The organism is Shimia sp. W99 (assembly GCF_053851455.3).
Window position 1 is genome coordinate 3,656,145 of record NZ_JBSQBU020000001.1, and the last position, 12,676, is coordinate 3,668,820.

General features: G+C 60.3%; 13 protein-coding genes. All 13 read left to right on the forward strand.

The genetic code is table 11. The features are described 5' to 3' along the window. The first annotated feature begins 8 nt into the window (after positions 1–8). The 13 genes from rpsK (at position 9) to ACS3QZ_RS17825 (ending at position 12,651) form a co-directional block, all read left to right on the forward strand. Complete coding sequence (gene rpsK / locus ACS3QZ_RS17765; protein ID WP_133484925.1) at positions 9–398, forward strand: 30S ribosomal protein S11; 390 nt, start codon at positions 9–11, stop codon at positions 396–398. Positions 399–512: 114 nt separating this feature from the next. Further along, positions 513–1,529, forward strand: a complete 1,017-nt coding sequence (locus ACS3QZ_RS17770; RefSeq protein WP_093094703.1) for a DNA-directed RNA polymerase subunit alpha — start codon at positions 513–515, stop codon at positions 1,527–1,529. 194 nt (positions 1,530–1,723) lie between these two features. Next, positions 1,724–2,149 carry a 50S ribosomal protein L17 gene (gene rplQ, locus ACS3QZ_RS17775; protein WP_093094519.1) on the forward strand — a complete coding sequence of 142 codons (426 nt, stop codon included), beginning with the start codon at positions 1,724–1,726 and terminating at the stop codon, positions 2,147–2,149. 151 nt (positions 2,150–2,300) lie between these two features. Then, entirely contained in the window at positions 2,301–3,683 is a 1,383-nt protein-coding gene (locus tag ACS3QZ_RS17780; protein ID WP_456039008.1) for a trypsin-like peptidase domain-containing protein, read from the forward strand. 5 nt (positions 3,684–3,688) lie between these two features. Beyond that, on the forward strand, positions 3,689–5,005 hold the full coding sequence (locus ACS3QZ_RS17785) for a replication-associated recombination protein A (protein ID WP_456039009.1): 1,317 nt from the start codon (positions 3,689–3,691) through the stop codon (positions 5,003–5,005). A 114-nt stretch (positions 5,006–5,119) separates the two neighbouring features. Beyond that, entirely contained in the window at positions 5,120–5,497 is a 378-nt protein-coding gene (crcB, locus tag ACS3QZ_RS17790; protein WP_456039010.1) for a fluoride efflux transporter CrcB, read from the forward strand. Continuing rightward, a complete protein-coding gene (locus ACS3QZ_RS17795; protein WP_456039011.1) occupies positions 5,494–6,537 on the forward strand; it encodes an RluA family pseudouridine synthase in 1,044 nt (347 codons plus the stop codon). The genes crcB and ACS3QZ_RS17795 overlap by 4 nt, the downstream gene beginning before the upstream one ends. Next, on the forward strand, positions 6,534–7,205 hold the full coding sequence (locus tag ACS3QZ_RS17800; protein WP_456039013.1) for an HAD-IA family hydrolase: 672 nt from the start codon (positions 6,534–6,536) through the stop codon (positions 7,203–7,205). The genes ACS3QZ_RS17795 and ACS3QZ_RS17800 overlap by 4 nt, the downstream gene beginning before the upstream one ends. A 4-nt stretch (positions 7,206–7,209) precedes the next feature. After that, positions 7,210–7,920: an ATP12 family chaperone protein gene (locus tag ACS3QZ_RS17805; protein WP_456039014.1), complete on the forward strand. Its 711-nt coding sequence runs from the start codon at positions 7,210–7,212 to the stop codon at positions 7,918–7,920. Positions 7,921–8,122: 202 nt separating this feature from the next. Next, the gene (locus tag ACS3QZ_RS17810; RefSeq protein WP_456039015.1) at positions 8,123–9,139 is read left to right on the forward strand and encodes an amino acid ABC transporter substrate-binding protein; all 1,017 of its coding nucleotides are present in this window, start codon (positions 8,123–8,125) and stop codon (positions 9,137–9,139) included. Positions 9,140–9,272: 133 nt separating this feature from the next. Continuing rightward, a complete protein-coding gene (locus ACS3QZ_RS17815) occupies positions 9,273–10,541 on the forward strand; it encodes an amino acid ABC transporter permease (protein WP_456039016.1) in 1,269 nt (422 codons plus the stop codon). 1 nt (position 10,542) lies between these two features. Further along, positions 10,543–11,844 (forward strand): amino acid ABC transporter permease, encoded by a 1,302-nt coding sequence (locus ACS3QZ_RS17820; protein WP_456039017.1) that lies wholly within the window; start codon positions 10,543–10,545, stop codon positions 11,842–11,844. A 15-nt stretch (positions 11,845–11,859) separates the two neighbouring features. Continuing rightward, positions 11,860–12,651 carry an amino acid ABC transporter ATP-binding protein gene (locus ACS3QZ_RS17825; RefSeq protein ID WP_093094529.1) on the forward strand — a complete coding sequence of 264 codons (792 nt, stop codon included), beginning with the start codon at positions 11,860–11,862 and terminating at the stop codon, positions 12,649–12,651. The last annotated feature ends 25 nt before the right edge of the window (positions 12,652–12,676 follow it).

Genomic DNA, 12,676 nt, shown 5'->3' on the forward strand with positions numbered 1-12,676 from the left:
TTAGGACAATGGCACGCGATAAGACTCGTATGAAGCGTAAAGAGCGCAAGAACATTGCTTCGGGCGTTGCGCACGTAAACTCGTCGTTCAACAACACCAAGATCCTGATCTCGGACGTGCAGGGCAACGCGATCTCGTGGTCGTCGGCCGGTACCATGGGCTTCAAAGGTTCGCGGAAATCGACCCCCTATGCCGCTCAGATGGCTGCAGAAGATGCAGGCAAGAAGGCTCAGGAACACGGTGTCAAAACCCTTGAAGTCGAAGTTCAGGGCCCCGGTTCGGGCCGTGAATCGGCTCTGCGCGCACTGGCTGCAATCGGTTTCAACATCACCTCGATCCGTGATGTGACCCCGATCGCGCACAACGGCTGCCGCCCGCCGAAGCGCCGCCGCGTCTAAGCACATATTTTTCTTTCTGGGGCCGCGTGTTTTTCACGGCCCCAGTTTGTCGTTTGAAACCTCGGGCGTCTGGCTCTTTTTGGACATGGGAGACAGGCAGGAATGGAGGGACGCATGATCCACAAGAATTGGGCAGAACTGATCAAGCCGACCCAGCTTGAAGTCAAGCCGGGCAACGATCCCGCACGTCAGGCCACCGTCGTGGCCGAGCCGCTGGAACGTGGCTTTGGTCTGACCCTTGGAAACGCGCTGCGTCGCGTTCTGATGTCGAGCCTGCAGGGCGCGGCGATCACCAGCGTTCAGATCGACAACGTGCTGCACGAGTTTTCGTCTGTGGCCGGTGTGCGTGAAGACGTGACCGACGTGATCCTGAACCTCAAGGGCGTGAGCCTGCGCATGGAAGTCGAAGGGCCCAAGCGCCTGTCGATCAATGCAAAAGGTCCGGGTGAAGTCACCGCTGGCGACATCAGCGATAGCGCAGGTATCGAGGTTCTCAACAAGGACCACGTGATCTGTCACTTGGATGACGGTGCCGATCTTTACATGGAACTGACCGTCAACACCGGTAAGGGCTATGTGTCGGCCGACAAGAACAAGCCGGAAGACGCCCCGATCGGCCTGATCCCGATCGACGCGATCTATTCGCCGGTCAAGAAGGTCTCCTATGACGTTCAGCCGACCCGTGAAGGCCAGGTTCTGGACTATGACAAGCTGACCATGAAGATCGAAACCGATGGCTCGATCACGCCGGAAGACGCCGTGGCTTTTGCCGCGCGTATCCTGCAGGACCAGCTGTCGATCTTCGTGAACTTCGACGAGCCGGAAGCGGCTGGTCGCCAGGAAGAAGACGATGGTCTCGAGTTCAACCCGCTGCTGCTGAAGAAAGTGGACGAGCTGGAGCTGTCGGTGCGTTCGGCAAACTGCCTGAAGAACGACAACATCGTTTACATCGGCGATCTGATCCAGAAGACCGAAGCCGAGATGCTGCGCACGCCGAACTTCGGCCGCAAGTCTCTGAACGAGATCAAGGAAGTGCTTTCGGGCATGGGTCTGCACCTTGGCATGGATGTCGAGGACTGGCCGCCGGACAATATCGAAGACCTCGCCAAGAAATTCGAGGATTCGTTCTAAGGATCGGTTAGGTGCGTGCGAGCACGCACCCTACCACCACGCCGTAGGGTGCGTGATTACACGCACCGTTGGCTAAATGCCCGGGAGAGCCGGGGAAAACATGGGCAAATCCGCCCCAAGGAGAGCGGCTGACACGCATCGGCCGCCAGACAAAGCAAAACCGCCCGTAGAGGGCAACAATTGGAGTAAGATACATGCGTCACGCACGAGGCTATCGCCGCCTGAACCGCACCCACGAGCACCGCAAGGCGCTCTTTGCAAACATGGCTGGCTCGCTGATCGAACATGAACAGATCAAGACGACCCTTCCCAAGGCAAAAGAACTGCGTCCGATCATTGAAAAGATGATCACGCTTGCCAAGCGCGGCGACCTGCACGCCCGCCGTCAGGCACGTGCCCGCCTGAAAGAAGATCAGTACGTCACCAAGCTGTTCGACATCCTTGGCCCGCGCTATGCCGACCGCCAGGGTGGCTATGTCCGCATCATGAAGGCCGGCTTCCGCTATGGTGACATGGCGCCGATGGCAATCATCGAATTCGTGGACCGCGATGTGGACGCCAAAGGCGCCGCAGACAAGGCCCGCGTCGCAGCCGAAGAAGCGGCCGCTGACGAAGAATAAGTTCTCTCGGGAGTTTCCCGTTTGACTGGCCCCCGCCTGCGTTGCAGGTGGGGGTTTTCTTTTGCCTGCGAGGCCGAACAGGGTGGTGGGGTGGCTTGTAAATCCTTGACGCGCTTTGCATATCTCTTGGCAAAGGCTGAGAGGAGAGATCATGTTCCGGATTGCCGTAACCGCATTGGCCATTTCGATGGCCGGGATTGCCGGGGCCGAGACCAGGGTGCCCCAGAACCAGACAGAGATCGCCCTTGGTTTCGCGCCGCTCGTGAAAGCGGCCGCACCGGCGGTGGTCAACATCTATGCCAAGCGCGTGGTCAACGTGCGCAACAGCCCGTTTGGCGGCGATCCCTTCTTTGAAAACCTGTTCCGGGATTTTGGAAATGCCCGCCCGCAGGTGCAGAACTCGCTGGGGTCTGGCGTGATCCTAAGCGATGACGGAATTGTGGTGTCGAACTATCACGTGGTCGGCATGTCGACGGATATTCGCGTGCATCTCAAGGACCGGCGCGAGTTCACGGCCAGGGTTCTTTTGGCGGACGAGGAGGCCGATCTTGCGATCCTGCAACTGGAAGACGCGCGCGATATGCCGTTTCTGGAGCTGCGCGACAGCGATACGGTTGAGGTCGGCGAACTGGTTCTGGCCATTGGCAACCCCTTCGGGGTCGGTCAGACCGTGACCAGCGGGATTGTTTCGGGGTTGGCGCGTTCCGGTGTGGCCACGGGCAATGCGCGGGGGTACTTTCTGCAGACTGACGCGCCGATCAACCCGGGGAACTCTGGCGGTGCGCTGATCGATATCAACGGCGACCTGATCGGAATCAATACGTCCATTCTGACCCGCTCGGGTGGTTCGAACGGGATCGGCTTTGCGATCCCTGCACGGCTTGTGGCGCAGTTTGTCGAACAGGCACGCGCCGGGTTCACAACGTTTCAGCGTCCGTGGGCCGGGATGTTTGGACAGCCCGTGGATGCGGACATGGCGCAGGGGCTTGGGCTTGAGCGGCCGGGCGGGATCGTCGTGTCGGACCTGCACCCGGAAAGTCCGTTCCACAAGGCAGGTATTACCCCCGGAGACGTGATTTTGGAGGTGGACGGCCAGCCGGTGAACACGCCTTCGGAGATGATCTTCCGCATGTCGGTGGCCGGTTTGGGAGCCGAGGCGGATATCCTGATGGTGCGTGACGGCGACGAAGATCACCGAACGGTGCAGCTCGACGTGGCGCCGGAGATCCCGGCGCGTGAGACCGTGACGACGGGGCGGCGCTCGGCTGTGCCGGGGCTGGTCCTTTCGAATATCAACCCGGCCGTTCTGGGCCAGTTTGGCTTGCCGCTGAGTATTGAAGGCGTTGTTGTGGAGCAGCCCGGCGAGATCGGGGCACGGATGGGGCTGGCGCCGGGGGATGTGTTGCGTGCGATTGATGGTGCCGAGATTGCAACCACCCGCGATGCGGATCAGGCTTTGCGCGCGGCGAAGAAGCGGCTTACGCTGGATGTGCAGCGCGGCACTCAGCGCGTTGTGATGCGTTTCAGACTGTAAGGCAGATGGCTGATCTCTTTGACATGACACCCCAACCTGCAGAGAGCGGAAAGGAAGCGCCCCGCCCGCTGGCGGATCGATTGCGCCCACGCGCCTTGTCCGAAGTGATCGGGCAGGATCAGGTGTTGGGGCTGGAAGCGCCCCTGGGCGTGATGCTGGCGTCGGGGTCCTTGTCGTCACTGGTGTTCTGGGGGCCGCCGGGCGTGGGCAAAACCACGATCGCACGGCTTCTGGCGGATGAAACGGACCTGCATTTCGTGCAGATCAGCGCGATTTTCACCGGCGTGCCGGAGCTGCGCAAAGTATTCGAAGCGGCCAAGATGCGGCGGGCCAATGGCAAGGGTACGTTGCTGTTTGTCGACGAGATACACCGGTTCAACAAGGCCCAGCAGGACGGGTTTCTGCCTCATATGGAGGACGGAACGATCCTGTTGGTTGGGGCGACCACCGAAAATCCGTCATTCGAGTTGAATGCCGCCTTGCTCAGCCGGGCGCAGGTGTTGGTGCTTGAGCGTCTGAGCCTTGCCGATCTCGAACGGTTGGCGCAGCGCGCCGAAGGCGAGCTGGGGCGGGGGCTGCCGTTGGACGGGCCGGCGCGCGAGGCGCTGTTGGAGATGGCCGACGGAGACGGGCGTGCGTTGTTGAACCTGATCGAGCAGGTGATGGCGTGGCAAGTGTCTGGCAAGCTGGACACTGAAGCCCTGTCGACTCGCCTGATGCGGCGGGCGGCCAAGTACGACAAGTCGGGAGATGAGCATTACAACCTGATTTCTGCCCTGCACAAATCGGTGCGGGGGTCTGACCCGGACGCGGCGCTTTATTGGTTCGCGCGCATGCTCGAGGGGGGGGAAGACCCGCGGTTTCTCGCCCGGCGGCTGACCCGGATGGCCGTCGAGGACATCGCGCTGGCGGACCCGCAGGCGCAGTCGATCTGTCTTGGTGCATGGGAAACCTATGAGCGGCTGGGCTCGCCCGAAGGCGAACTGGCACTGGCGCAGGCGGTGATCTACCTCGCACTCGCCCCCAAGACCAATGCAGGTTATGCGGCGTACAAGGCGGCACGGGCGCTGGCGAAGAAAACCGGATCGGAGATGCCGCCCAAGCATATCCTGAATGCACCGACCTCACTGATGTCGGAGCAGGGCTATGGCGCCGGGTATCAGTATGACCATGATGCCAAGGACGGGTTTTCGGGTCAGAACTACTTTCCGGAGGGGGTGAAGCGGCCGGTGCTCTATTCCCCCGTCGAGCGCGGGTTTGAGCGGGAGCTGAAGCGGCGGCTCGACTATTTCACCAAGCTGCGGTTGCAGCGGGATGTTTAATGGGGGCACTGCCCCCGTCGCAGCGCGGCTGCGACTCCCCCGGGGTATTTCTGGAAAAAGAAAGTCAGGGGTGCCGCGCTTGACATCCGGCGTGGCGCGCGCGATGGACCGGGCATGGTGACATCCCTGGCATATGTGGCGCTTGGCGGCGCGGTGGGCGCGAGCCTGCGATACCTAGTGGGGCTGGGCGTCGTGCGTCTTGTCGGGCACGGGTTTCCGATGGCGATCATCACGGTGAATATCCTTGGCTCGTTCCTGATGGGAATGTTCGTGGTCGCTGCTGCGCATCGCGGTTTGACGCATTTGTCGCCGCTGGTGATGACCGGGTTGCTTGGGGGCTTCACGACGTTCTCGGCGTTTTCGCTTGAGGCGGTGAACCTGTTCGAGCGGGGGCAGGTTGGGGCCGCGGTAAGCTATGTGCTGATCTCGGTTTTGGGATCGATTGGCGCGCTGGTCCTTGGGATCATTGTCGCGCGAGGAGTATTTGCATGAACCGTGTACAGACAATCATCGTCGGTCCGGGGGACAAGGATCAACGGTTGGACCGCTGGTTCCGGCGGATGTTTCCGCATGTCGGTCAGGGGCGGATCGAGAAGATGTGCCGCAAGGGGGAAATACGCGTCGATGGGGCGCGGGCCAAGGCCTCGACGCGGCTGAGCACCGGACAGCAGGTGCGCATTCCGCCGTTGCCCGAGCCCGGGGCAGCCCCTGTCCGGGACAAGTCGCGCATTTCCGACAAGGATGCGCGCATGATCCGGGACTGCGTGATTTATCGGGATGATCACATCATTGCACTCAACAAGCCGCCCGGATTGCCGACTCAAGGCGGGAGCAAGCAGACCAAGCATGTGGACGGATTGGCCGAGGCGCTGACCTTTGGTTATGAGGAAAAGCCGCGGCTGGTGCATCGGCTCGACAAGGATACGTCCGGTGTTCTTTTGCTGGCGCGCACGAGGCCGATGGCGGCGGCGCTGACGGCGGCGATCCGGCATCGGGAGACGCGCAAGATCTATTGGGCGGTGGTGGCAGGGGTGCCAACGCCGTATCTCGGCGAGATCAAGTATGGGCTGGTCAAGGCGCCGGGCCATGGCAAGCGCGGCGAGGGCGAAAAGATGCATTGCGTACATCCACGCGATGTAGAATCCACGCCCGGTGCCAAGCGCGCGATCACGCAATATGCCACGCTTTACCGGGTGGCGAGCCGCGCGGCATGGGTGGCGATGGAGCCCATTACCGGGCGCACGCACCAACTTCGCGCCCACATGGCCGCGATCGGGCATCCGATCATCGGGGATGGCAAGTATGGCGGATCCGGGCAGGAAAACCTTGGCGATGGCTGGGGAGCGCATCTGGGTGGGATCATAAGCAACAAGTTGCACCTGCACGCGCGCACAATGCGCTTTGAGCATCCGGTGACCAAGAAGCTGATCACGGTGGAGGCGCCGCTGCCCGAGCACATGGCGCACACGTTCGAAACCTTTCAGTGGACACCGGACCTTGCTGCGGATGATCCGTTCGAGGCGCTGCAATGAGCGATTTGCGCCTTGTCGTCTTCGACGTGGACGGGACGCTTGTGGACAGCCAGGCAGATATTCTGAGGGCAATGATGTCGGCTTTCGAGGCCGTTGAAATCGCCGTACCGGGGCGCGAAGACGTGCTGGGTATCGTCGGGTTGTCCCTGCCGGAGGCGATGGAGCGGCTGGCGCCGGACGCGCCTGCGCGCATGCGGGAGAAAATGGTTGAGGCCTACAAGTCGAGCTATATGCAGCGGCGCCGAGATGTGGGCACGCAAGTGTCGTCGCCCTTGTATCCGGGGGCGGCGGCTGCACTCGCACGTTTGCGGGCCGTGGACGAGGTTCTGTTGGGGGTGGCCACCGGCAAGTCCCGGCGAGGTCTTGATAAGCTGATCGAAGGGCATGGTCTGCAAGGGGTTTTCGTGACCGAGCAGGTGGCCGACCATCATCCCTCGAAACCGCATCCAGCGATGCTGCATGCGGCGATGCGGGAAACGGGTGTTGCTGCGGACGCGTCAGTGATGATCGGCGATACGAGTTTTGACATGGAAATGGCACGGGCCGCGGGGATGCGGGCCATCGGGGTCAGCTGGGGTTATCACGACCGCAAGGCCTTGGAGGCGGCAGACGTGGTGATAGACCGGTTTGACGACCTGGACCGGGCCTTGGAACAGATTTGGGAATGACGGAATGAGCGGCTGGGCAAAGAAACGGTTCTGGAAGGAAGCATCGGTTGGCGCCGAGGAAGACGGGTATTCGGTGCGGCTCGACGGGCGGGCGCTCAAGACGCCGGCCAAGGCAAGCCTGATTGTCCCGTCCGAGGACATGGCGCAGGGTATTGCCGCGGAATGGGACGCTCAGGAAGGGGAAATCGATCCGACGTCCATGCCGGTCACACGGTCGGCGAATGCCGCGATTGACAAGGTCGCGATCCAGCACGCCGAGGTCGCGGACATGTTGGCTGAGTACGGGGGCAGTGATCTGCTTTGTTACCGTGCCACTGCGCCGGAAGAACTGATCGCCCGGCAGGCAGAGGCCTGGGACCCGCTGTTGCGCTGGGCATCCGAGTCTTTGAGTGCCGACCTGAGGGTTGTCGCAGGGGTGGTCCACGAAGCCCAGGACCCGGCGAGCCTTGGGCGGTTGCGCGACCGGGTGCATGGGTTCAACAATTTCGAACTGGCCGCCTTTCACGATCTGGTCAGCCTTTCGGGTTCGCTCGTAATCGGCTTTGCAGCGACTCGGAATGAGCGGCCAATCAAAGAGCTTTGGCGGCTCTCCAGAATCGATGAAACCTGGCAGGAAGACCAATGGGGCGTCGACGAAGAAGCCGCTGCGCAGGCCAAAACCAAAGAACTGGCATTCCTGCACGCCCATCGCTTTTTCAATATGTCGCAAAAATAGACTGAATTGTCTGATACTTGCGTGGCGGATTGTTTGGCGCAAGCAATGATTGAATTCGTTGATGGAGCCCTTGACGTTTCGCGATGAATGCGCCCAAACTGTGACAGTGGGGTGTAGGGGCTTGTGTCCCGTTGCCTCCTATACGGCTATCCAAGGCCGACAATCCGCCCGAAAACGGGTGGGACATCAGGAAGAGGTAAAAATGAAAAAATCCGTAATTTTTGGTGCGCTGACCGTAGCGGGCCTGGCTGCAGGTGCTGCGGCCGCTGGTACGCTTGACGACGTGAAGGCGCGCGGCAAGCTGAACTGCGGTGTGACCACCGGTCTGGTCGGCTTTGCTGCACCGGACGCGAACGGCGAGTGGGGCGGCTTTGACGTCGGCGTTTGCCGCGCGGTTGCTGCTGCTGTTCTGGGCGATCCCAAAGCTGTTGAGTTCGTGCCGACCACCGGTAAGACCCGTTTCACCGCGCTCGCCTCGGGCGAGATCGACATGCTGGCCCGCAACACCACCTGGACCTTCTCGCGTGACGTGGACCTGAAGTTCACCTTCGTGGGCGTGAACTATTATGACGGTCAGGGCTTCATGGTTCCCAAGGAGCTGGGTGTGTCCTCGGCCAAGGAACTGGACGGCGCAACCGTTTGTATCCAGACCGGCACCACAACCGAGCTGAACCTGGCGGACTTCTTCCGCTCGAACAACATCAGCTATGAGCCGGTTCCGATCGAAACCAATGCAGAAGCACAGCAGCAGTACCTTGCCGGTGCCTGTGACGTGTACACCACCGACGCTTCGGGTCTCGCGGCAACCCGCGCCACCTTTGAAGATCCGTCGGCGCATGTCCTGCTGCCCGAGATCATTTCGAAAGAGCCGCTGGGCCCGCTGGTCCGTCACGGCGACGACAACTGGGGTGACGTTGTGCGCTGGTCGCTCAACGCTCTGATCACCGCAGAAGAACTGGGCGTGAGCTCGGCAAATATCGGCGAAATGTCTGCCGGAACCAACAACCCCGAAGTGAACCGTCTTCTGGGCAGCGAAGGCAACCTGGGCGAAATGCTCGGTCTGTCGGCTGACTGGGCCAAGAACGCCATCATGGCGGGTGGCAACTATGGTGAGCTGTTCGAGAAGAACATCGGTGAAAACACTCCGATCGGTCTGGCCCGTGGCCTGAACGCTCAGTGGACCGATGGCGGCCTGATCTACTCGCCGCCCTTCCGGTAAGATCCAATCAATGAAGGGCGCGAAGGAAACTTCGCGCCCTTGTCACATAAGGTGACACAACAAACCAAAATTCGGCCACGGCACAACGTTGTCAAAGAATACTCAATCGGCCGAGTAACGGGGAAGTATCCAAATGACCACTTTGACCGACCCTCCCAAGGCGTCGTTCCGGCTGTCTATGCTCATATACGACACCCGGTATCGTTCCTTGACGATCCAGGCTGTCGCGATGCTGGGCTTCATGTTGCTGGCGGCCTGGCTGCTCAACAACACGCTGACCAACCTTGCCACGCTGGGCAAACCCATCGACCTTGGCTTTCTGGGCGAACCTGCGAGCTATGACATCAACCAGCGCCTGCTGGACTATAATAGCCGCGACACGCACCTTCGTGCATCCTTCATCGGATTGATCAACACGCTTGTCGTCGCTGTCCTGGGCTGTATCACGGCCACGATCGTCGGCGTTTTGGTAGGTGTCCTGCGCCTTTCCAAGAACTGGCTGGTTGCCAGGATCATGACCGTCTACGTGGAAATGTTCCGTAACGTGCCGGTGCTGCTGTGGATCGTGCTGGCGATGGCCATCCTGATCGAAAGCCTGCCCGCGCCGCGCGCGTTCAGAGGGGACAATCCGGAAGCCACGATGAAGGTTTTCGACAGCGTGGCGATTACCAATCGCGGGGTTTACGTGCCCGAGCCGCTGTTTTCAAACAGCCTTGGCAGTATCCACCTGTTCGGAGACTCGTCGCTGCGTTTTGACGTTTCCCTGGATCTTATGGCTATTCTGGTCGTTTTGATTGCCAGCATCTTTGCCGTTCGCAAGGTTACGTCCCGCGCCGCCCACATTCAGGAGGCGACAGGGGTCCGGCCCAAGACGTGGCATGTCAACCTTGCCATCCTGTTCGTGCCGATGATCGCGCTATTGGCGGTGTTGGGCTTTCATCTGGGCTATCCGGAGTTGAAGGGGTTCAACTTCACGGGTGGTACCCATATGCGGAACTCGCTCATCGCACTCTGGCTGGCGCTGTCGCTCTATACGGCGGCCTTCATCGCCGAGATTGTGCGTGGTGGTATCCTTGCCATCAGCCATGGTCAGACCGAGGCGGCAAACGCGTTGGGCCTGCGTCCGGGCAAGACCATGCGTCTTGTGATCCTGCCGCAGGCGCTGCGGGTGATCATCCCGCCGATGATCTCGAACTACCTGAACCTCACCAAGAACTCGTCACTGGCGATCGCGGTGGGCTACATGGACATCACGGGTACGCTGGGCGGCATCACCATGAACCAGACAGGCCGCGAGCTTGAATGCGTTCTGATGCTGATGGGCTGTTACCTTCTCATTAGCTTGAGCATCTCGATGGTGATGAACTGGTACAACGCACGCGTCGCATTGGTGGAGAGATAAGATGAGTGATCAAGCTTTTGTCCGCACCGAAATGCTCCCTGAAAAGGAACCGCCGGCGTCGACCGTCGGGATTGTCGGCTGGCTGCGTGAAAACCTGTTCTCGGGCTGGTTCAACTCGGTCCTGACCGTCGTGGCGCTGGGGTTCATCTATTATGTGCTCTCGGGGCTGTTGCCGTGGGTTTTCCAGTCGGTTTGGAACGCGAACTCGTTGAATGAGTGCCGCGAGATCATGACCGAGACCTGGGGCAGCACCCATGGGCATGCCTGTTGGGGCGTGGTGAACGAGCGCTGGTTGCAGCTCTTGTACGGGTTCTACCCGGATCATCTCTACTGGCGCGTCAACCTTGCGCTGGTGCTGACGCTGGTTGCCCTGGCGCCGGTGCTGTTCGCTGAGCAGAGCCCGCGTCAACTCTGGTATCTGACCGCGGCCTATCCGTTCCTGATGCCCTGGCTCTTGTGGGGCGGTTCGATCTGGGGGCCGATCATGGTGGCTGCCGGGTTTGCGATCGGTTATCTGGGATACCGCATTCTGTTGCCTATCGCTGGTGGCCTTGTCGCCATCATCGCGGCGTTTGCCCTGCCGATCATCTGGTGGCTGTTCCTTGCGGGCGGCGTGGCCGGAGCCATTGACAGCGTCATCCCGATCGGGATCGAGGCCGTTGAGAGCCGCAAGTTCGGGGGCTTCATGCTGGCCGTGTTGCTCGGGATCGTGGCGATTGGCTGTTCGTTGCCCATCGGCATCGTTCTGGCACTGGGCCGTCAGTCGGACCTGTTCATCGTCAAGACGCTGTGCGTCGGGTTCATCGAGTTCATCCGGGGCGTTCCGCTCATCACGCTGTTGTTCGTGGCATCGCTCCTGTTGAACCTGTTCCTGCCGCCGGGCACCAACTTTGACATCATCTTGCGGGTGATGATCATGATGACCCTGTTTGCGGCGGCCTATATGGCCGAGGTGATCCGGGGTGGTCTCGCCGCGCTGCCCAAGGGCCAGTACGAGGGGGCCGACAGTCTTGGTCTCAACTACTGGCAGGCGCAGCGTCTGATCATCATGCCTCAGGCGTTGAAAATCTCGATCCCTGGCATCGTGAGCACGTTTATCGGCATCTTCAAGGATACCACCCTTGTGTCGATCATCGGGCTTTTCGATGTGATCGGACTGTCCAACGCCATCCGGGCCGATACCGCGTGGAACGGCATCTACTGGGAACTGTTCGCGTTCATCGCGTTCCTGTTCTTCATCGTATGCTTCTCCATGTCCCGCTATTCCATGTACCTGGAGCGCAAGCTTCATACAGGTCATTAATTAGGAGTTCATGAAATGTCTGAACTTATGACTGACCGCGAGATTGACCGCTCCAAGATGCACGTCTCGGACAATGTCGCGATTGAAATCACCAATATGAACAAGTGGTACGGATCGTTCCACGTTCTGCGCGACATCAACCTGACGGTGAACGAAGGGGAGAGGATCGTGATCGCCGGGCCGTCCGGCTCTGGTAAATCGACCCTGATCCGCTGTATCAACCGTCTGGAAGAGCATCAGCAGGGGTCGATTGTCGTGGACGGGACCGAATTGACCTCGGACCTGAAAAACATCGACAAGATCCGGTCAGAGGTTGGCATGTGCTTCCAGCACTTCAACCTGTTCCCGCACCTGACCATTCTGGAAAACTGCACGCTGGCCCCGATCTGGGTGCGCAAGACGCCCCGTAAAGAGGCGGAAGAAACGGCGATGCATTTCCTTGAGAAGGTGAAGATCCCCGAACAGGCCGACAAGTATCCCGGCCAGTTGTCGGGTGGTCAGCAGCAGCGTGTGGCGATTGCCCGCTCGCTTTGCATGCGCCCGCGCATCATGCTGTTCGACGAACCGACCTCGGCGCTTGACCCGGAGATGATCAAGGAGGTGCTCGACACCATGATCGAGCTTGCCGAAGAGGGCATGACCATGCTCTGCGTGACACACGAGATGGGCTTTGCCCGTCAGGTGGCGAACCGCGTGATCTTTATGGACGCGGGTCAGATCGTGGAACAAAACGAGCCGGAAGAGTTCTTCAACAACCCGAAGAGCGACCGGACCAAGCTGTTCCTCAGCCAGATCCTCGGTCACTGATCATATTGAAAATAAAAGAAAAAGG